Genomic DNA, 19864 nt, shown 5'->3' with positions numbered 1-19864 from the left:
GAGCCCGCCGGCGTGGTCGAGATCGAGGTGGGTGAGGACGATGTCGCGGACGTCGGCCGGATCGAAGCCCAGCGCACGGATGCGGCTCAGCGCGGTTTCGCTTTCGTCGGTCATCGGGTTCGACGTCCGCAAGAAGCGCGGGCCGAGCCAACGTGCGGCATCGGTGACGGTGGGCGAACCCATTCCGGTCTCGATGAGGGTCAATCCGGTGCCGGTTTCGACCAGCATGCAGTGGCACACAAGGGTGGCGCGGCGCAGTAGGCCGGGCTTTCCGTCGACGAGCTTTCCGCCGATCGGACGCATGGTGCCGCAGTTGAAGTGGTGTACGCGCATTAGGCGAACTCCCGTTCGACAGTGGTGTGCAGGTGGGCGGCGACGGCTTGCAGCGGCGCGGTGTCCCGTCGGGTGCGTGCGAGCAGCAACGCGCCTTCGATCGCGGAAAGCACAATGGTCGCCAGGGAATCAGCGCGATCCTCGGCGAGGCCGCGCTCGGTGAAGTAAGCGGAAATACCGCGCAGCCAGCCTTCGTAACCCTGGTCGCAAGCGGCGCGGATTGGCTCGCTGTCGGCGGCTTCCAGTGCGACTGTCGCGATTGGACAGCCGCAGCGAAAGTCTGATTCGGACAGTGAGGCGGCCAGGGCGGCCACGATGAGGTCGATGGCGGTAGCCGGATCCGGTGCGGCAGCGGTGATTTCGCGGAACTGCCCGGCCAATCGCTCCCCGGAAAGCTGTACCGCCTCGGCAGCCAGCTGTTCCTTGCCGCCGGGGAAGTGGAAGTACAGCGAACCCTTCGGGGCCCGGCTTTCGGACACGAGCTGCGTCATCCCGGTGGCGTGGTAGCCCTGGGTGCGAAACAGCTCAGCCGCCGATTCGAGCATCCGGCGGCGCGTGTCGGTGCGGTTGACCATGCGCCCACCGTAGCTCAAACTATGACGACCGGTCTAGTTAGTTTCGAGCTCGGTTAGTTTCGAGCGCTGCCCGCCTGGCGCGGCCGATCGGTAACCTCAGCGCCATGGCGAACCCCACCGGAGAGCAGTTCGAGATCACCCGCGGCAACGCGCGCGCAGTCATCACCGAGATCGGTGCCGGCCTGCGCGCGTTCGAGATCAGCGGAGTGCCGTACGTCGAGACGTTCGCCGAGGACGAGAAGCCGCCGAAGGGGCTCGGGCAGGTGCTGCTGCCGTGGCCGAACCGGACCAAGGGCGGCAAGTGGGAGTTCGAGGGCGAAGAGCAGCAGCTGGAGATCACCGAGGAAGCGCGCGGCAACGCCATCCACGGCCTGACCCGGCACCTGGAATGGGAACTGCTGGAGCACGCCGAAACGTCGATCACGCTCGCTATCGACGTCGAGGTGCAGCCCGGTTGGCCGGTCCCGCTGCGCGCGACGATCACCTACGACCTGCAGCCGCGCGAGCTCGTCATCACGCACGAGATCCGCAACGAGGGGGAGAAGCCGATCGGCGTCGGCCTCGGGACCCACCCGTACTTCCGGATCGGCGACGCGCCCACCGACGAGCTGACCCTCACGCTGCCCGCCACGCGCGTCCGGCCGTACGAGGGCGATCAGCAGATGCCGTACGCGGATGAGCAAGACGTCGAGGGCACCGAATACGACTTCCGCCAGGGTCGCGTGCTGGAGAGCGTCGACCTGGATACCGCGTTCGGCGGGCTGGAGCTGGCGGCTGACGGCACCCACCACCACGTGCTGTCTCACGGCGACCGCCAGCTGGTGGTCTGGACCGGCCCGGACTTCCGCTGGGTGCAGGTGTTCACGCCAGACGACCTGACCGGCCGCGGCCGCGCGGTGGCGATCGAGCCGATGACCTGTCCGGCGGACGCGCTCAACACCCGCACCGACCTGATCGAACTGGAACCGGCCACGTCGTGGACGGGCAGCTGGGGGATCCGGGTCCCGTGAAACTCGAGCTGCTGACCGACGCCGATGCGGGCGAACTCCTGACCCTGCAGCAGGCGGCGTACGTCACCGAGGCGCGGGCGCACCAGAACTTCGACCTGCCGCCGTTGCTGGACACCCTCGACCACGTGCGCGCGGCCATCGCCGACCCGTCGATCACGGTCTGGGGTTTCCGCGACGGCGGCAGGCTGGTGGCGAGCGTGCGGATGCGAGTGGACGGTCGCGTCGGCGAGGTCGGCAGGCTCGTGGTGGCACCGGATCGGCAAGGCGAGGGACTCGGTACCGCGCTACTGGCGGCCGCGGAGGAGGCGACCCCGGCGGAGGTGACGGTGTTCCGGCTGTTCACCGGCGAGCGTTCGGCCGGGCCGCTCTATTTGTACCGAAAGCTCGGTTACCGCGAGACGCATCGCTCGCCGGAAGCGGACTATCAGTTGGTGCACCTGGAAAAACCCCGGATGCGCGAACCCGGGTGAGTTCGTTAGCGTGTCAAACTATGGCTTACAAGGCGATTGTCGGGGGCTATGTGGTCCCGGTCGGCGCCGCTCCGATCGAGGGCGGCACTGTGCTCATCGAAGACGGCCGGATCACCCAAGTCGGAGCTGAGGCCGACGTCGAGGTGCCGGAGGACGCGGAGCTGGTGGACGCGTCCGGCAGCTGGGTCCTGCCGGGATTCATCGACGCGCACGCGCACCTCGGCGTCCACGAGGACGGCGAAGGCTGGGCGGGCAACGACACCAACGAAATGACCGACCCGAACGGCGCGCGCTTCCGTGCGGTCGACGGGATCGACCCGTACGAACCGGGTTTCGACGACGCGCTGGCCGGCGGCGTCACGAGCGTGGTGATCAAGCCGGGGTCGGGCAACCCGATCGGCGGGCAGACCATCGGCGTCAAGACGTGGGGCCGGTCCATTCTGGACATGACGTTCGCCGAGCAGGTGAGCGTGAAGAGCGCGCTGGGCGAGAACCCGAAACGGGTGTACGGCGAGAAAAAGGTCACGCCGTCCACGAGGCTCGGCGTGGCCGCGATCCTGCGCGAGGCGTTCACGAAGGCGCGCAACTACCAGGCGAAGCGCGACCACACGCTGGCCGAGGGCAAGCCGTTCGAAACGGACCTGACGAACGAAACGCTGGCGAAGGTCCTGGACGGCGAGCTGTACTGGGACCAGCACGTGCACCGCGCCGACGACATGGTGACCGCGATCCGGCTCGCCGACGAATTCGGCTACAAACTGGTGATCAACCACGGCACCGAAGGCCACCTGATCGCGGACCTGCTGGCCGAACGCGACGTCCCGGTGATCCTCGGCCCGCTGTTCACCACGAAGTCCAAGGTGGAACTGCGCAACCGCACGCTGCGCTCGGCGGGGATCCTCGCGCGGGCCGGGGTGAAGATCGCGATCACCACGGACCACCCGGTGATCCCGATCAATTTCCTGGTGTACCAAGCCGCTTTGGCGGTGAAGGACGGCCTGGACCCGGAGACCGCTTTGAAGGCCCTGACGCTGCACCCGGCGCAGATGCTCGGCCTGGACGACCGGATCGGCACCTTGACGCCCGGTTTGGACGCGGACGTGGTCGTGTGGTCGGGCGACCCGCTGGACGTGATGAACCGCGCGATGCGCGTGTTCGTGCGGGGCCAGGAGGTCTATCACTTCGACGAGGCGACCGGCGAGGGCGTGTCGAAGGATCGGCGGTACCGGGAAACTCGCTGATGCCTTGGTTGAGGCGGCCCGGGCGGCCGCCTCAATCGAGCAGCGCGGCGAGGTCGATTTCCGCGGGGAATGGCTCTGTGGTGCGGAATTTCCCGGTGACGGCGGGGGCGTCCTGGTAGCCGAGGTCTCCGGCTTGGTGGCAGGCGACGAGGGAGATCGGGTCGTCGAGGTCGAGGATCCAGTAGAACGGGATTCCGGCGTCGGAGTACTCCCTGTGCTTCGTGACGTAGTCGGTGCGCTTCGAATCCGGCGTCGCGACCTCGACCACCAGGACGAGATCTTCGGCCCGCAGGATGTCTTCTTCGGGAGTCCGGGCGATCACGTCGGCCGTGGTGACCAGGAGATCGGGGCATCGGGAGAAACCCGGTGCCCCGTCCGGCGCGAGACCGAGATCGATATCGACGCGCGGCACCAAGCAGAACTCGTCCGAAAGCTGATCGTGCAGTTGAAAGGCAAGCTCGTACGTCGCGCGGTTGTGGCATGCGCCCGGTGACGGTGAGAAGACCAGACGGCCTTCGACGAGTTCGGTAAAACCCGGCTCGACCTCGCCGAGCGCGAGGTAGTCCTTGATCGAGAGCAGTTGCCGCGGCAGTGTCCTGGTGTCCATGCCGCTCACGGTAAGCGAGGGGTACGACACTTTCCGCCAACACAGTCCGCCAAGAACGCCCGCAACCCCCGCGCCACCCGACCGGTGACCGCCGCGAAATCCTCCGACAGCCAAGCCCCGTCCCCCTGCGCGAGCAGTTCGAAAACCTGCGCGTTCGACCCCGCCTCAGGCACCCCGTTCGACTCCATCGCCGCGCGATGCTCCTCGGTCGAGATCTGCCGGTACTCCACCGGGCGGCCGGTCACCGAAGCCCATTCCCGAGCCACATCCGCGAACGTGACCAACTCCGGTCCAGTCAGCAGATACGTCCGCCCGGCATGCGCCGCCGGATCAGTCGCGATCGCCGCAGCCGCCGCGGCGACGTCGCGGGCGTCGATCATCCCGATCCGGCCGTCGCCCGCGGAGCTCGAAAAGCCGCCGGTCGCAGCGATCTCCGGCGCGAGAGCCAGCAGATTCTGCATGAAGAAGTTCGGTGCGAGCAGCGTGTACGCCATCCCCGACGCCTTGAGGTGCGCGTCGATCCGCGCGTGCTCCCGCCGCCGCGCGACGGGTGAATCGGCGACAGCCTTGTGGTTGGTGACCCGCACGACGTATCGCACCCCGTTCGCGACCGCGCGATCGAGCAACGTGATCTGCGAAGCCACCGCAGGCCCGATCAACAACACAGTGTCGACCCCGCGCAGGGCCGCGTCGAGGGTGTCCGGGCGGTCGAAGTCTCCGACCACCTCGTCGGCACCGCCCGACGGGGTGCGGACGAGCGTCCGGGCCTCTCCGAGCAGCCGAACCGCCTCACTGCCGATTTTGCCAGTAGCACCAGTCACCAAGATCATGCGAAAGAGACTGCTCGCCACCGGTATCGTTTGTGAAGAAGGCACCTCGACGATCTATAGGTACCCAATGGATACCAAGTATGCGAAAGACTGCCCCTCGCGCACGGTGATGGACGTGCTGGCCAACAAGTGGACGCTCTACGCCCTCGGCCTGCTCCGCCAGCACGAACGCCCGCTGCGGTTCACCGAGCTGCGCCGCGGCGTCGAGGGAGTGACACAGAAATCGCTCACCCAGGTGCTGCGCAACCTCGAACGCGACGGGCTGGTCAGCCGCACGATCTACCCGACGATTCCACCGCGCGTGGAGTACGCGCTCACCGACCTCGGCAGGGACGTCGGCGCGTTGACCGGCGCGATCGCCGACTGGTCGAAAGCCAACGCGGGCCGCGTCCAAGCGGCCCGCGCGGCTTACGACGGCAGAAAAGACTAGGCGTTCTTCAGCGAACGCGCGATCACCATCCGCTGAATCTGGTTCGTCCCCTCGAAGATCTGCGGCACCTTCGCCTCCCGCATGTACCGCTCCACCGGGAAGTCCTTCGTGTACCCGGCACCGCCGAGCACCTGGACGGCGTCCGTCGTCACCTTCATCGCGCCGTCCGTCGCCACCAGCTTCGCGATCGACGACTGCCGCTGGAAGTCCAGGCCGCGGTCGCGTCGACGGGCGGCGTCCAGGTAGGTCGCACGAGCCGATTCGACCGTTGCCGCCATGTCCGCCAGCAGGAACTCCAAGCCCTGGAAGTCCGCGATCGGGCGTCCGAACTGCGTGCGCCCCTTCGCGTACTCCACGGCCTCGTCCAGCGCCGCCTGCGCCAGGCCCACCGCGCACGCGGCGATCCCGAGCCGACCCGAACTGAGCGACGACAAGGCGATCTTCAGGCCCGCGCCCTCGCCGCCAATAAGACGGTCAGCGGGGATCCGGGCGTCCTCGAACAGCATCTGCGCGGTGGGCGAGCCGGTGAGGCCCATCTTCCGTTCGCGTGGAGCTGCCGAGAGGCCGGGGGTCGACGAGTCGACCAGGAGACACGAGATGCCGTGTCCGCCGTCGTCGCTCGTGCGGACCATCGTCGTGTAGAAGTCCGCGACTCCGGCGTGGGTGATCCACGCTTTCGTGCCATTGACGACGTACTCGTCCTCGGAAAGCCGCGCGCGGGTGGACAGCGCGGCCGCGTCCGAGCCGGCCTGTGTTTCCGACAGGGCGTACGCGCCGAGCAGCGAGCCGCCCAGCATGTCCGGCAGCCAGCGGTCCTGCTGTTCTTCCGTGCCGTAATGCGCGAGCGCGTAGCAGGACATCGTGTGCACCGACAGCCCGACGCCGACGCTCATCCACGCGCCGGCGATCTCCTCCAGCGCCTGCAGGTAGACCTCGTACGGCTGCTCAGCCCCGCCCCAGCGCTCCGAGTACGGCAGGCCCAGCAGGCCGGACTTGCCCATCAGCGTGAACAGATCGCGCGGGAACTTCTCGGCCTCCTCGTCGGCCGAAGCGCGCGGTTTCAGCTCGTCACGGGCGATTTCCGTGACGAGCGCGAGCAGGTCTTCGGACTCCGGCGTCGGCAGCAGACGGTCGACCGGCATGGCTTCCTCCCAGAACGCGGCGGTACTGAAAACAGTACTAACGGCTGATTGAGAGTACCGTATGCGGAGCGGGACTGTCCCTGATCGGTAGGAGATAGTGACGTGATGTCCACCCCTGAAGCCCGTCGCCGTCCCACCGCGCGGCAGCAAGCCCTGCTGCGCGAGCTCGAGGCGTTGTTCCTGGCGGAGGGCTTCGCCGGCTTCACGCTCGACGATCTGGCCGCCCGGCTCCGCTGCTCGAAGTCGACGCTGTACGCGCTCGCGCCGAGCAAGGAGCAGCTCGCGGTCAAGGTCGTCGCGCACTTCTTCCGCGACGCCGCCGAACGCCTCGAGAAGCGGATCGCGGGCATCGACGACGCGCGCGAGCTGATCGGCGAGTACCTCTCCGGCGTCTCCGAGCACCTCAACCGGGCGTCGCCGGAGTTCATGGCCGACATCGCCGCGTTCGCGCCCGCCCGCGACACCTATCAGCTCAACAGCCGCGCCGCCGCGCGCCGGATCCGCGCGTTCATCGACAAGGGCGTCGCCGACGGAGTGTTCCGCGACGTGCACGCGCGGCTCGTGGCCGAAATGACCGGACTGATCATCGAGGGCATTCAGACCGGCGTACTCGGCCGCCGCACCGACGTGTCCGACGCGGAAGCGTTCACCGCGCTCGGCGAACTTCTGCTCGGCGGACTCGACAAGAACTGATTTGTCCGCATCGGGACAGGAATTGTCAGCATGAGTTCCTCTACACTCGCCGCTTGTGATCGTGGTGGGTGGAGAGGCGCTGGTCGACCTCGTTCCGGGTGAACCGCTGGATTCCACTGTGGACGGTGGGCTGCGCGCGCTGCTGCCGAGACTCGGCGGCGGACCGTACAACGTCGCGCTGGCCGCGGCCCGGCTCGGCGTGCCCGCGTCGTTCCTGTCCCGGGTTTCCACTGACCGGTTCGGCGTCGCGTTGGTGGATCGCCTTTCCGCGTCGAACGTCGACACTTCGTTGCTGCAGCGCGGCAACGAGCCGACGACGCTCGCCGTCGTCGCGCTCGACGAACGCGGCGCCGCGCAATACACGTTCTACGTCGAGGGAACCGCCGATCGGCTGGTCTCCGATCCTGGTGCGCTGCCGGAAGAAACCACCGCGCTGTCGCTCGGAACGCTCGGCATGGTGCTGGAACCCGGCGCCAGCGCCTACGAACAAATTCTGCGCCGGGAATCCGCGCGTGGGACGCTGACCGCGCTCGACCCGAACATCCGGGAGGCGCTCATCGCCGACCCGGCGGCTTATCGCGCGCGCTTCGCGTCGTGGCTGCCCGACGTCCGCCTGCTGAAAATCTCCGACGACGACGCCGCGTGGCTCACCGACGGAGCCGATCCGGTGGCCGCGGCGAAATCGTGGGTGGAGTCCGGTGTGGACGCCGTCGTGCTCACCCGGGGCGCGGACGGCTTGTCTGTGATCACTTCGGCTGGTGAGCTGGCCCACGTCGCGTCCCGCAAGGTCGCGGTGGCGGACACGATCGGCGCCGGCGACACCGTGCAAGGCGCGTTGCTGGCCTGGCTGCACCAGCGCACCGTGCGCGACCTGGCCGCACTCGACGCCGGCGCGTGGAACGAAGCGCTTGCTTATGCGGCGAAAGCGGCCTCGATCACGGTTTCCCGCAGCGGAGCGGAGCCGCCGACCGCGGCGGATATGGCGGCCACCGTGTGAACCTGGTCCCAATGGGGCCTTTTGGGGCAACGCAGCGAGTGCGGACTGACCCACCCTTCGACTAGCGTAGTGGTGAATTCATACCCAGCGGGTCGGTGTGCAGCGAGGCGCGTGTTTCCTCGCGTGAACACGTGGCTACTGCGGAACCCGCAGACGCCGCCGTCCCGTGCCCAACGTGAGAGGGACCTGCATGTCCGACGCGACGAATGCGGGGCAGTCCGGCGGCGAAACCGCGACGCTGCGCCTGCCGAACGGCGAGCACGAGTTCAAGGTCGTCAATCCGGTCGAGGGCGCGCCGGGTATCGAGCTGGGAAAGCTGCTGGCGCAGACCGGGTACATCACTTACGACCCCGGGTTCGTCAACACCGGCGCCGCGTCGTCGGCCATCACCTACATCGACGGTGATGCGGGCATCCTGCGCTACCGCGGCTACCCGATCGAGCAGCTGGCGGAGAAGTCCACCTTCATCGAGGTGTCCTACCTGCTCATCTACGGCGAGCTGCCGACCGAGGCCCAGCTGGCCGACTTCACCGAGAAGATCCAGCGGCACACCCTGCTGCACGAGGACCTCAAGGCGTTCTTCTCCGGCTTCCCGCGCGACGCGCACCCGATGCCGGTGCTGTCCAGCGCCGTGTCCGCGCTGTCGACCTTCTACCAGGACTCGCTGAACCCGTTCGACGAGCCCAACGTCGAGCTGTCCACCATCCGCCTGCTGGCGAAGGTGCCGACGCTCGCGGCGTACGCGTACAAGAAGTCCGTCGGCCAGCCGCTGCTGTACCCGGACAACTCGCTGGGCCTGGTCGAGAACTTCCTGCGGATGACCTTCGGCTTCCCGGCCGAGCCGTACGAGGTCGACCCGGACGTCGCGAAGGCGCTCGACCTGCTGTTCATCCTGCACGCCGACCACGAGCAGAACTGCTCGACCTCGACCGTGCGGCTCGTCGGCTCGTCCGAGGCGAACCTGTTCGCCAGCATCTCGGCGGGCATCAACGCGCTGTTCGGCCCGCTGCACGGCGGCGCGAACGCGGCGGTGCTGGAGATGCTCGAGGGCATCCGCGACGACGGCGGCGATGTCGCGACGTTCGTCAACCGCGTGAAGAACAAAGAAAAAGGTGTCAAGCTCATGGGCTTCGGGCACCGGGTCTACAAGAACTACGACCCGCGCGCGAAGATCATCAAGAACACCGCGGACGAGATCCTCGGCAAGCTCAAGGGCGGCGACCAGCTGCTCGACATCGCCAAGAAGCTCGAGGAAACCGCGCTTTCCGACGACTACTTCGTCGAGCGCAAGCTGTACCCGAACGTGGACTTCTACACCGGTCTGATCTACCGCGCGCTCGGGTTCCCGACGAAGTTCTTCACCGTGCTGTTCGCGCTCGGCCGGCTCCCCGGCTGGATCGCGCACTGGCGCGAGATGATCAACGACCCGCAGACGAAGATCGGCCGCCCGCGCCAGATCTACACCGGCTACGAGTCCCGGGACTACACCCCGATGTCGGAGCGCTGAGTCCCTGCTTGGTGAAACGCCCCGCCGTGCCTTCGCGCGGCGGGGCGTTTATCGTTGTGCGGCATGACGATGGAAGCGCCGGTCGTGCTGTGGTTCCGCCGGGATCTGCGATTGGCCGACCATGCCGCGCTCTTTGAGGCGGCCAAGCACAGCAAACACATCCTGGCGCTGTACGTGCTGGACGACCGGCTGCTCAAACCCGCCGGTTCGCCGCGGGTCGCGTTTCTGCTGAATTCCTTGCGGGAGCTGGACAAAGCGTTGTCCGGCCGATTGCTGGTGCGGTACGGCGATCCGGTGGCCGAGGTGGTCGCCGCCGCACGGGAGATCCGGGCGGCCGCGGTGCACGTCTCTGCGGATACCGCACCATATGGGCGTGAGCGCGACGAAGCTGTGGCTGCCGCGTTGGCAGAGCATCGGATTCAGTGGGTTGAGACGGGCTCTCCGTACGCCGTGACGCCAGGGCGGGTCACGAAGCCGGACGGTACCCCGTATCGGGTCTTCACTCCGTTCTATCGCGCTTGGGCACAGCACGGCTGGCCTCGTCCAGCGGACACCAACGTGTCTATTGTGGACTGGGTTAAGCCTTCTTCTTCGGCCTCGTTGCCGGAAGCTCCTGAGGTGGGCTGCTCGCTGCCGCCAGCCGGCGAGGAAGCCGCGCTGTCCGTGTGGCGTGACTTCCTCTCTGACGGTCTCGCTGATTATGCAGCTGAACGCGATCGGCCGGATCATGCTGGCACCACAAGGCTTTCTCCCTATCTGCGCTGGGGTGCGATTCATCCGCGGACGATGCTGGCCGACCTGGCGGGGAAGCGGTCCGAGGGAGCGCAGGCGTTGCGGTCCGAGCTGTGCTGGCGCGAGTTTCACGCTGACGTCCTGTGGAACCGGCCGGAAACCGCGCGGCAGAACTACGACCGCCGGTTTGACGGAATGCGTTACGACACCGGAAAAACCGCGCAGGAGATGTTCGCGCAGTGGCGCGAGGGGCGGACCGGTTACCCGATCGTCGACGCCGGAATGCGGCAGTTGCTGGCCGAGGGCTGGATGCACAACCGGGTCCGGATGATCGTGGCGAGTTTCCTGGTGAAAGACCTGCATTTGCCGTGGTGGTGGGGCGCGCGGCACTTCATGCGGCATCTGGTGGACGGCGATCTGGCGTCGAATCAGCTGAACTGGCAATGGGTCGCCGGCTCCGGGACTGATGCCGCGCCGTACTTCCGGATCTTCAACCCGACCACGCAGGGGCAGAAGTTCGACCCGGCGGGCGATTACGTGCGCCAGTATGTGCCGGAATTGCGTGGGGTGGAAGGGAAAGCGGTGCATGTGCTGAAGGAGCGTCCGGAGGGGTACCCGGAGCCGATCGTCGACCACGCGGAGGAACGGCAGGTCGCGTTGCAGCGGTACGGGGCGATCACGGGGTCTTAGGGTGGTGCGCCCGTTCGTGGCTTTCGGCGAGCGATAGGCCGCGTTGCCGTACCTCGATGATGGACCAGAATCGGGGGCACTTCAAGGGATCGCTGGCCGGGCACTGCCGCCCGTGTTCGAGTGCTTCGCGGGCTATCTCGATGCGGCGCTGTTGCTCGGTCAGTTCGGCGAGTTTGGCGTCGATCATTCCCTGGCGACCGGTTTGTTCGCCGGTCAGGAAACGGCCGATTTCGGACAGCGTGAAGCCGATTTCTTGAAAGAAGAGGAGCACGCCGACGTCTTTGACCGCGGACTCGGCGTAGCGCCGTCGGCCCGCTTCCCGTTCCGCCGGACGGACGAGACCGAGTTGGTCGTAGTAGCGGAGCGCACTCGTCGGCACGCCGGTGCGCTCGGCGAGTTCGCCAATGGACAACGTTGCAGTCATTTGACTTCAAGCGTACTCGAAGTGGTTCGCTCGCCCCATGAACGTTATGGAACGGGCACTGCGATGGTGGGGCCCGCGGGGCGGGATCGCGCAGTTTCACCGGCCAACCGGGGTTCCGGGACACATTGCCGGGTTGATCATGGGATGGCGTTCGTCGAACGTGACCCGCAATCGGTGGGCCGTGCGGGTGCTCGATATCCAGCCGTCCGAACGAGTCCTCGAACTCGGCTGCGGGCCGGGCGTGGCCGTCGCGGCGCTGGCTGACCGGGCGGCGCTCGTGGTCGGCGTCGACCACTCGTCGGTGGTGATTCGCCAAGCACAGCACCGAAATCGGGCAGCCATCCGGGCCGGGCGAGTGCGGCTGGTGTGCTCGTCGGTCGAGAATCTTTCGCTCGATGGGCCATTCGACGCCGCGCTGGCTGTCAACACGGTGGGCATGTGGCCGGAACCGGTTGCCCGGCTGCGGGAGCTCACCCGGTTGCTGCGGCCTGGCGGCCGCGTTGCCCTGGTATCTCAACCACGGCAGCCTGGTGTCACTTCGGCTGCGGTGGTCAAGGAGTTGACCGGATTGCTTACGGAGGCTGGCTTTTCCCGGCCCCGCACCGAAATACTCGACTTGGATCCGCCAGTCGTGTGTGTCCTGGCGTTCTCCGGCGATGACTGACTGACCTCACAGTACGGTGCGCACATACCGGCGTGCCTCGGGGATCGAGGTGAACAGGTACCGTGCCCTAACGACGTAACGCGTCCACCAGGCGCACCCGGCTGCCGACCCGCAGCACGCCATTCCGGTAGACCCGCGCACCCGCCCAGGTGACCACTGCGATCAGCGCGACTGTCAGCACCAGCGACAAAGCCACTTCCCAAGGTTCCACGGCACCCAGCGCGATCCGTGCGGGCATCAGGATCGGCGACAGCAACGGAATCAGCGAAACAACCCGCGTAGCCGTCCCATGCGGTGCTTGCGTCAGCAGGTTGATCCCCGCGACGAACCCGATCACCAGCGCGATATTCACCGGCCCGACGACCGCCTGCGTGTCCTCCTGTCGCGACACCAGCGCGCCAGCCGCGCCGTACAGCATGGCGTACAGGAGGAACCCCAGCAGGTACCAGACGAGACCCCAGCCCAGTGTCCCCAAAGCGACACTCGAGATCGAGAAGACGCCCGACACGCCACCGGCTACCAAACCCGCCACGGCGAGGATCGCGAGCTGCGCCAATCCGACCAGGCCGAGCCCGATGACCTTGCCCAGCAGCAAGTGCACCGGCCGGACAGTGGCGAGCAGGATCTCCACCACGCGGCTGGATTTCTCCTCGACCACGCCCTGTGCGACGAACATCCCGTACGTCATGATGCTGATATACAACAGAATCGCGACCACAATCCCGGTCACCAGCTTTGTCCCGGCTTGCGGATCTACCGGTTCGAGAGCTTGTACGTCGGCGTGGGTGGCGGATACTGCCTGGTGGACAGCGGCGGGGTCGAGATTCGCGGAGTACAGTTGAGCGTCCAAAACCTGTTGCTGCGCGATGTTATCCAGCACGGTCCGCAGCTGCGTGTCTAAAGTGGACTTAACGATCACGCGAGGCCGGGAAGCGCTGCCGGACACGAATGCGTCGACATCGCCGTCGCGGACCTGGGTCAGTCCGTCCGATTCGGACTGTACGAGGACGATCTTGAGATGCCGATCGTTGTTCTCCAGCTGCGTGGCGATGCCCTGCGCTTGCCCGGCCAGCGCGACGCGCGTCGTCTCCCGGTCTCCGGCGAGGAAAGCCTGCAGGGCGACGTACCCCAGCAGCAGCAACAGCATCACCGCGGTGCTGACCACAAAGGACCGGGTGCGCAGCCGTGCGTTGATCTCCCGTTTGGCCACCAGGCGCACGGCGCGGGTGGCGCGGATCCGGCTCATCGAGGTGCTCCCGGGGTGGCGACCGAATCGCGGAACAGGTCGGCGAGCGTACGGCGGCGGTGGCTGAATTCCGTCACCGGGCCAGTGGCCAAGGCAGCGGCGAGTACGGCCTGGTCGTCGGCGCCCGGCGACAGTTCCAGGACTGTTGTGGGGCCGTGGTCTTCGAGCACCCGCGCGCCGGGAACCGTTGCTGCCCAACCGGGATTCGCGCTGGGGGCGGTGACGACCAGGCGGCGTGCGGCGTCGCGGGTCAGCTCGTCGACGGTGCCGACGGCGACCATCCGTCCGTCGCGGATGATGCCGACTCGGTCGCACAGCCGTTCCACGAGGTCGAGCTGGTGGCTGGAAAACACCACCGGCACGCCCGTCGCCGCCTTCTCGCGCAGGACGCCGCTCAGCACGTCCACCGCGAGCGGGTCGAGGCCGGAGAACGGTTCGTCGAGCACCAGCAACGCCGGATCGTGCACGAGCGCGGCGGCGAGTTGGACGCGTTGCTGGTTGCCGAGGCTGAGTTTCTGGATGTCGTCCTTGCGCCTCGGCCCGAGGCCGAGCCGTGCGATCCACAATTCGGCGGCGCGATGTGCGTCGTTGGTGCTGAGGCCGTGCAGTTCGGCGAGGTAAACCAGCTGGTCGACGACCCGCATTTTCGGGTACAGCCCGCGTTCCTCGGGCAGGTACCCGATCTGCGCGCGCGTGTCGTGCGTGACCGGCTGCCCGGCGAATCGCACCTCGCCGGAGTCCGCGGCCAGCACGCCCAGCGCGATCCGCATCGTGGTGGTCTTGCCCGCCCCGTTGCTGCCGACGAATCCGAACAGTTCGCCCGGCGCCGCGGTGAAACTCACGCCGTCGAGCGCGGTTTTCGTGCCGAACCGCTTGCTGATCCGGTCGATCTCCAGCGTCACGCGTCCCCCTCCAGCGGCGCACGGCTGAACACGGCCTCCACCGGAAGCTCGAACACCGCGCAAATGCGCAACGCCAGGTCGAGGCTCGGGTAATGATCCCCGCGCTCCAGCGCCCCGATCGTCTGCGGATTGACCTCGACCGCCTCGGCGAGCTCCGCGCGGCTCATCCCGCGCTCCGCGCGCAGCACCGGCAGCCGGTTGTGGATCGGCAGCTCCTTGCCACGCCGCACCGGGCTCATGGACCGCACTGTTGCAAAAACCCAACGAAGCGTCAAGCTGCCTTGCCGGGAGTTGCCCGCCCCAATGCGACATTGGGCGCATGCGACGCACCCAATGTGGCGATCGGTGCATCTGACGCACCCAATGCCGCATTGGGGCGGTCGTTGATCAGGCCGCGCGATGGCGGATTACGGATGGACGAGGTCGGCGTGCCGCGGCTTCGTGCGCGGCACGAAGCTCCGCCGCTACCTGGCCTGGCTCGGTACGCAACCTGATCGGAAGCGTCTGGAGAACGACGATGCCCGCTGCTGCGTAGCGAGCGTTCCGCTGGAGTGTGGCTGAGTAGCCGTCCCACTTCTCGTGCCAGGCTCGTGAGTCGATCTCCCAGGCTAAAGCGACATCGTCCCACCATGCATCGGGTCTGGCCACGAACTCGCCCGTGCCTGTAGTGACTACGACGTTCCACTCGGCTTCAGGCAGACCTGTTGTTTTCCAGACTTCCCAAGCATCGGCCTCCGCGACAGACTGCGTACCGGCCAGAAGCGCGGTCAGTGCACGGCGCGGCAGCGCAGACCCACGCTGGCTTCCGCGGCTTAGTTCGCGAGTCAGCTGTTCCAAAGTGCAACGCCGTCGTTGGACAGACTCGGCCAAGAGCGCCCGGACCGCATCGAAATCGCGGATTCGCCTTACTGCGTCCAGTACCGCGCGGTAGGCGGGTGCTACCGGAATCCCGTTCCTGACGACAGGCTGGGGAAGCCGAGTCGTGCGTTCCACGAGCGTGAAGCCCACGCTGCTTACTCCCCGTCGGTCCGGAACCAGTAGGTGAATCTGGTCGGGTTCCGGGACCTGGCTGAGCCCGTGCAGTCGCGCCGCCCAAAGACCGGTCACCATCGAGTCAGGGCCGCCTCGCAACAACGCTGCTTCGATCTGCTGTGCCGGATCTGGCTCGCATGGGAGAAGCAGCACGACGCCAGGCAAGAGCCGTCGCCACGGGCCGCCGGGAAGGCAGCGGCGGTAAATGCTGCTCCTGGACATGCCCAGTTCTTCGAGTTCGGCGGTTCTGACAACCTTCCCGGCGGCTTCGTGCAGCACCGGGTGCCGCTCCCAGTTTCCTTTACGCATCTGTCCAGGTTGTGCGGTCACTGAGAAATACGCGAGTAAAACGTGCGCGAGCGGTCCCGTCGTGCGCGGATCAGGCGATAACCACCCGTTCGTGGTGCCGTCCCCAATGTGGCATTGGGTGCGTGCGACGTCCCCAATGTGGCGTTCGGTGCATCTGACGCACCCAATGCCACATTGGGGCTGCGCGGGCCGGGCCGGGCCGGGGCAAGTTTCAGGACAGTCCGGCCAGCGTTTTCTCCACCAGTTCGGCCACCCGGTCCCGGGCGGCTTCGGCGTCGGCGGGCACCAGGGCCAGCCGGGTGCGGCGTTCGAGGACGTCTTCGGCAGTCGTCGCGCCCTCGTGCCGGACCGCCCACACCACCTCGGCCGCGGTGATTTCCGTCGCCGCGCACAGCGGGGCCGCGAATTCCGGTTCCAGTTCGCCGAGCGCCGCCACGCGTGGTGCTTCGGTGCCGTACTTGGCCACCAATCGCGCCGGAGCGTCCACAAGAGACAGTCGGGAGCGTGGTGCGGCACCGATCAGCGGCAGCTTCGCCGTACGCGAAGGGCCAGCGGGCAATCCGGCGTGCGTCAACGCGGCGTCGACGGCGTCCTCGGCCATCCGCCGGTACGTCGTCAGCTTTCCGCCGACCACAGTCAGTACGCCATCGGAACCGGTGACCACGGCGTGTTTCCGAGACAGATCGGCACTGCGTCCAGCGGAACCGGAGACCAGCGGTCGCAATCCGGCGTAGGAGCCGATCACGTCCGCGGCGGTCAACGGGCGGTCCAGGACCGAAGAAGCGGTCGAAAGCAGGAAGTCCACATCGGACTCGGGTACCGCAGGGACATCGGGTACGTCACCGGAGATTGGCTCGTCGGTGAGTCCTAAGTAGACCCGGCCGTCGAGCTGCGGCAGCAGGAACACGAACCGGTTGGTCTCGCCGGGAACCGGAATGTTGACCGACGTGGCTCCGACCCGCACGGAGTCCGGCGCGAGCACCAGATGGGATCCGCGCGAAGGACGCAGCTGGACAGAGTCAGTCAGCGTGTCCGCCCAGACACCAGTCGCGTTGATGACCTGACGCGCGCGAAGGGTGTACGAAGAAGTCCCGTCACTCACCTGAGCTTCGTTGCCAGACAAGGAAACCGCCGACAACCGCGGGAGAATCCGAGCCCCGAGCAAGGCTGCGGTACGGGCGATGCTGACCACCAAACGCGCATCGTCAACCAAAGCACCGTCGTACGCCAGCAGCGCGCCACGGAGCCCAGCAGGAGCGAGCCCGGGGGATAAGGCCAGCGCCTCGGCGGCGGGAATCCGGCGCGGTCCAGGCAACACCGACGACGGCGTCCGCGCGGCCCGGCGCAACCCGTCACCAGCCCGCAGGCCAGTGGCGATCAGCGCCTGCTGTGCGGCGGAAGTGCCGGGGTAGAGCGGGAAAAGCTGCGGCATCGCACGCGTGAGGTGCGGCGCGGTGCGGGTCATGAGAATCCCGCGCTCCACCGCGCTCTCATGTGCGAGTCCGAGTTCGCCCTTGGCCAGGTACCGCAGTCCGCCGTGCACGAGCTTGCTCGACCAGCGCGACGTGCCGAACGCGAGATCGTGCGCCTCCACCAACGCGACGGAAAGCCCCCGCGCGGCCGCGTCGAGCGCGATGCCCGCGCCGGTGACCCCGCCGCCGACCACGAGCACGTCGACCTGTTCGCCGTCGACCAGCCGGGACAGTTCGCGTTCGCGGCGGCGCGCGTTGAGGGATCCGGTGCTCATGGTTTCAACCCCGCTTCGACCAGGTGCCGGAATTCGGCGAGCAGCGCGGCCTCGTCGACATCCGCGGTCGCCGGGCGCAGCGAGAACGCGAACGACTGCACGACCAGCAGCACCGAGCGTGCCTGCGCGGCCACCTCGGCGGTGCGCACCGAACCGTCTCGGTGCCCCTCCTCCAGCAGGCTTCGGAGCACGTGTTCGGCGAAGTGCTGCGTCGCACCGAGCCGTTCCACGATGTACGGCAGCACCAGTTCGGCATCGACGTCCAGCAACGTCCGGAACAGCGGATCAGCCGACAGCGCGCCGACGCTGGCCGCGGCCAGGTGCACGATGCGGTCGCGCGCGTGCGCCGCGTGGTCGCCGGACTCGCTCACCCTCTGCAGCAGACCGCTGAACTCGCGCGTCATCAGCGCGGCGAGGACACTGCGCACATCGGGGAACCGCCGGTACACCGTCATGCGGCTGACCTGCGCGGTTCGGGCGATCTCGGCGAGCGTCGTGCGCCGGACGCCGACCGCGAGCACGCACTGGCGCGCGGCGTCGAGGAGCTCGTCGTCGGCGACGCGAGCCGAGGTCGGGCGGCTGCGAGCGTCCGCGAGCGCGGAGGGGGCCGCTCCCGGGCGGGAGTGACGTTTGACGTCCATGTGTCACACTGTAGTCGTGAGCGATCTCATCAACCACCGCATCCGGCGTTCGTGGACCGAAGAGGGCGCGGCCTCGGCCGGTCTGCCCGATCGCGCGGTCCGGTGGCTTGGCCAGCGTATCGGCCAGGTCGGCCTGGATCGAGGCGGGAAAACCGGCGCGGCCAGCCCGGTCTCCGAGTCCGCGCTGACTGTGCCCGTCCGTACCGAATTCGAGGAACTTCTCGGCGCGGACCACGTGCTTCTCGATCCTCCGGAGCGGCTCGGCCGCGCCGGTGGTCTGTCCTATCTGGACCTCCTGCACGCCCGGGCGGGCGACGAGGTGCCGGTGCCGGACGCGGTGCTGCTGCCCGCGGACCCGGACCAGGTGCAGGCCGTGCTGGACATCTGCGTGCGGCACGACATCGGCGTGGTCCCGTTCGGCGGTGGCACGTCGGTGGTCGGCGGGGTCGCGGCGCTGCGCGGCGACAAGACCGCGGTGATCGTGCTGGACCTGGTGCGGCTCGACGAGCTGGTGTCGGTGGACCCGATTTCGCGGATCGCGGTGCTGCAGGCCGGCGTGCGCGGTCCGGAGGCGGAACGGCTGCTCGCGGCGCACGGGTACACGCTCGGTCACGTGCCGCAGTCGTTCGAGCGCGCCACCATCGGCGGGTTCGCGGCCACGCGTTCGGCCGGGCAGGCGTCGTCCGGTTACGGCCGGTTCGAGGACATGGTCGCCGGGGTCCGGCTGGCCACGCCCAAGGGCGAGTGGCGGCTGGGCGTCGCGCCGGCGTCCGCGGCCGGGCCGGATCTGCGGCAGCTCGCGGTCGGCAGCGAAGGCACCCTCGGCGTGATCACCGAGGTCGCGCTGCGCGTCCGGCCGTTGCCGGAGCAGCGGCATTACGAGGGCTGGATCGTCGACGGCTGGGAGGCCGGTGCGGCGGCGGTGCGGAAGCTCGCGCAGGACCACGGTCTGGCCGACGTCACCCGGCTGTCTGATGTGGACGAGACGAATGTGTCGTTCTCGCTCAACGCCGGGTTGAAGACGACTGCGTTGAAGGCTTATCTCAAGGCGCGCGGGGTAAAGAACCCGTGCCTGCTGATCGTCGGCTGGGAAGGCGACGTGGTCCGGCGCAGGCGGACGTCGGCGATGCTGCGTTGTTCAGGCGCATTGCGGATCGGCAAGGTGCTCGGCGAATCCTGGCGGCACGGCCGGTTCAACGGACCGCGGCAGCGCGACGCGTTGCTGGATCTGGGCGTGTGCGTGGAAACCCTGGAGACCGCGGCTTATTGGTCTAATTTGGACGAACTGCACGACGCCGTACGCGCGGCTTTGGTGGCCTCGCTGGGCCGCGCGATCGTGATGTGCCACGTTTCGCACGCCTACGAAACCGGTGCGTCGCTGTACTTCACGGTGCTGACTTCGCGGGACGACACCGATCCCGTCGGACAGTGGCAGCGCGCGAAAGCGGCGGCGTGCGAGGCGATCACCGGCATCGGGACGATCAGCCATCACCACGCGGTCGGCGTCGACCACGCGCCGTACCTGGAGTCGGAGATCGGCCGGATCGGGCTGGACGTGCTGCGCGCGGCCAAGTCCGCGGTGGACCCGACCGGGATCCTGAACCCCGGAAAACTGCTCGGCTGAACGCGCCCGCGCGGGCAG

22 protein-coding genes are annotated in these 19864 nt (G+C 67.7%); 10 read left to right on the top strand and 12 right to left on the bottom strand.

The features are described from left to right. Together ACWDNU_RS02240 and ACWDNU_RS02235 are read right to left on the bottom strand one after the other, a co-directional pair. Nucleotides 1-333: MBL fold metallo-hydrolase (locus ACWDNU_RS02240; protein ID WP_449667378.1), on the bottom strand; the 333-nt coding region annotated here is incomplete at its 3' end. Beyond that, on the bottom strand, nt 333-908 hold the full coding sequence (locus ACWDNU_RS02235; protein WP_449667377.1) for a TetR/AcrR family transcriptional regulator: 576 nt from the start codon (nt 906-908) through the stop codon (nt 333-335). The genes ACWDNU_RS02240 and ACWDNU_RS02235, both read right to left, overlap by 1 nt. Before the next feature lie 104 nt (nt 909-1012). Here ACWDNU_RS02235 and ACWDNU_RS02230 point away from each other — a divergent pair, with 104 nt between their 5' ends. The 3 genes from ACWDNU_RS02230 to ACWDNU_RS02220 are packed head-to-tail and all read left to right on the top strand — an operon-like array spanning nt 1013 to nt 3629. Further along, on the top strand, nt 1013-1918 hold the full coding sequence (locus ACWDNU_RS02230; protein ID WP_449667376.1) for an aldose 1-epimerase family protein: 906 nt from the start codon (nt 1013-1015) through the stop codon (nt 1916-1918). Continuing rightward, complete coding sequence (locus ACWDNU_RS02225) at nt 1885-2388, top strand: GNAT family N-acetyltransferase (protein WP_449667375.1); 504 nt, start codon at nt 1885-1887, stop codon at nt 2386-2388. The genes ACWDNU_RS02230 and ACWDNU_RS02225 overlap by 34 nt, the downstream gene beginning before the upstream one ends. Nucleotides 2389-2408: 20 nt before the next feature. Further along, nucleotides 2409-3629 (top strand): amidohydrolase, encoded by a 1221-nt coding sequence (locus tag ACWDNU_RS02220; RefSeq protein ID WP_449667374.1) that lies wholly within the window; start codon nt 2409-2411, stop codon nt 3627-3629. 31 nt (nt 3630-3660) lie between these two features. On the opposite strand, the gene ACWDNU_RS02215 is transcribed toward ACWDNU_RS02220, so the two are convergent. Next, complete coding sequence (locus ACWDNU_RS02215; RefSeq protein WP_449667373.1) at nt 3661-4236, bottom strand: Uma2 family endonuclease; 576 nt, start codon at nt 4234-4236, stop codon at nt 3661-3663. A gap of 5 nt (nt 4237-4241) precedes the next feature. Further along, nucleotides 4242-5066: an NmrA family NAD(P)-binding protein gene (locus tag ACWDNU_RS02210; protein WP_449667372.1), complete on the bottom strand. Its 825-nt coding sequence runs from the start codon at nt 5064-5066 to the stop codon at nt 4242-4244. A 67-nt stretch (nt 5067-5133) separates the two neighbouring features. Here ACWDNU_RS02210 and ACWDNU_RS02205 point away from each other — a divergent pair, with 67 nt between their 5' ends. Further along, nucleotides 5134-5496, top strand: a complete 363-nt coding sequence (locus ACWDNU_RS02205; protein WP_370933847.1) for a winged helix-turn-helix transcriptional regulator — start codon at nt 5134-5136, stop codon at nt 5494-5496. Here ACWDNU_RS02205 and ACWDNU_RS02200 read toward each other — a convergent pair. Then, on the bottom strand, nt 5493-6638 hold the full coding sequence (locus tag ACWDNU_RS02200) for an acyl-CoA dehydrogenase family protein (protein ID WP_370933848.1): 1146 nt from the start codon (nt 6636-6638) through the stop codon (nt 5493-5495). The genes ACWDNU_RS02205 and ACWDNU_RS02200 overlap by 4 nt on opposite strands. A gap of 105 nt (nt 6639-6743) precedes the next feature. Here ACWDNU_RS02200 and ACWDNU_RS02195 point away from each other — a divergent pair, with 105 nt between their 5' ends. The 4 genes from ACWDNU_RS02195 (at nt 6744) to ACWDNU_RS02180 (ending at nt 11257) form a co-directional block, all read left to right on the top strand. Next, complete coding sequence (locus tag ACWDNU_RS02195; RefSeq protein ID WP_037369544.1) at nt 6744-7331, top strand: TetR/AcrR family transcriptional regulator; 588 nt, start codon at nt 6744-6746, stop codon at nt 7329-7331. A 55-nt stretch (nt 7332-7386) separates the two neighbouring features. After that, on the top strand, nt 7387-8328 hold the full coding sequence (locus ACWDNU_RS02190) for a carbohydrate kinase family protein (protein WP_449667371.1): 942 nt from the start codon (nt 7387-7389) through the stop codon (nt 8326-8328). A 190-nt stretch (nt 8329-8518) separates the two neighbouring features. Continuing rightward, on the top strand, nt 8519-9835 hold the full coding sequence (locus ACWDNU_RS02185; RefSeq protein ID WP_370933850.1) for a citrate synthase: 1317 nt from the start codon (nt 8519-8521) through the stop codon (nt 9833-9835). Between the two features lie 63 nt (nt 9836-9898). Continuing rightward, nucleotides 9899-11257, top strand: coding sequence for a cryptochrome/photolyase family protein (locus ACWDNU_RS02180; RefSeq protein WP_449667370.1), 1359 nt, complete (start codon nt 9899-9901; stop codon nt 11255-11257). Here the strand turns inward: ACWDNU_RS02180 and ACWDNU_RS02175 are convergent. After that, the gene (locus ACWDNU_RS02175; protein ID WP_449667369.1) at nt 11244-11681 is read right to left on the bottom strand and encodes a MerR family transcriptional regulator; all 438 of its coding nucleotides are present in this window, start codon (nt 11679-11681) and stop codon (nt 11244-11246) included. The genes ACWDNU_RS02180 and ACWDNU_RS02175 overlap by 14 nt on opposite strands. Nucleotides 11682-11820: 139 nt before the next feature. Between ACWDNU_RS02175 and ACWDNU_RS02170 the strand changes: the two genes are divergently transcribed. Beyond that, entirely contained in the window at nt 11821-12345 is a 525-nt protein-coding gene (locus ACWDNU_RS02170) for a class I SAM-dependent methyltransferase (RefSeq protein ID WP_449667390.1), read from the top strand. 67 nt (nt 12346-12412) lie between these two features. Here ACWDNU_RS02170 and ACWDNU_RS02165 read toward each other — a convergent pair whose 3' ends face one another. The 6 genes from ACWDNU_RS02165 to ACWDNU_RS02140 all read right to left on the bottom strand — a co-directional run bounded on the left by ACWDNU_RS02165 (nt 12413) and on the right by ACWDNU_RS02140 (nt 18222). Then, on the bottom strand, nt 12413-13591 hold the full coding sequence (locus tag ACWDNU_RS02165) for an ABC transporter permease (RefSeq protein WP_449667368.1): 1179 nt from the start codon (nt 13589-13591) through the stop codon (nt 12413-12415). Further along, complete coding sequence (locus ACWDNU_RS02160) at nt 13588-14487, bottom strand: ABC transporter ATP-binding protein (RefSeq protein WP_449667389.1); 900 nt, start codon at nt 14485-14487, stop codon at nt 13588-13590. Before ACWDNU_RS02160 ends, ACWDNU_RS02165 begins: the two co-directional genes overlap by 4 nt. Nucleotides 14488-14489: 2 nt before the next feature. Next, nucleotides 14490-14732 (bottom strand): helix-turn-helix transcriptional regulator, encoded by a 243-nt coding sequence (locus ACWDNU_RS02155; RefSeq protein ID WP_370933855.1) that lies wholly within the window; start codon nt 14730-14732, stop codon nt 14490-14492. A 148-nt stretch (nt 14733-14880) separates the two neighbouring features. Continuing rightward, on the bottom strand, nt 14881-15834 hold the full coding sequence (locus ACWDNU_RS02150; protein ID WP_449667367.1) for a hypothetical protein: 954 nt from the start codon (nt 15832-15834) through the stop codon (nt 14881-14883). Between the two features lie 211 nt (nt 15835-16045). After that, nucleotides 16046-17581 (bottom strand): glycerol-3-phosphate dehydrogenase/oxidase, encoded by a 1536-nt coding sequence (locus tag ACWDNU_RS02145; RefSeq protein ID WP_449667366.1) that lies wholly within the window; start codon nt 17579-17581, stop codon nt 16046-16048. Continuing rightward, on the bottom strand, nt 17578-18222 hold the full coding sequence (locus ACWDNU_RS02140; RefSeq protein ID WP_449667365.1) for a TetR/AcrR family transcriptional regulator: 645 nt from the start codon (nt 18220-18222) through the stop codon (nt 17578-17580). Before ACWDNU_RS02140 ends, ACWDNU_RS02145 begins: the two co-directional genes overlap by 4 nt. A 16-nt stretch (nt 18223-18238) precedes the next feature. On the opposite strand from ACWDNU_RS02140, the gene ACWDNU_RS02135 reads away from it, so the two are divergent. Then, nucleotides 18239-19846, top strand: a complete 1608-nt coding sequence (locus ACWDNU_RS02135; protein ID WP_449667364.1) for an FAD-binding oxidoreductase — start codon at nt 18239-18241, stop codon at nt 19844-19846. The last annotated feature ends 18 nt before the right edge of the window (nt 19847-19864 follow it).

The sequence above is a fragment of the Amycolatopsis sp. NPDC003676 genome (assembly GCF_053587275.1).
This window is presented reverse-complemented; position numbering and strand designations above follow the sequence as displayed.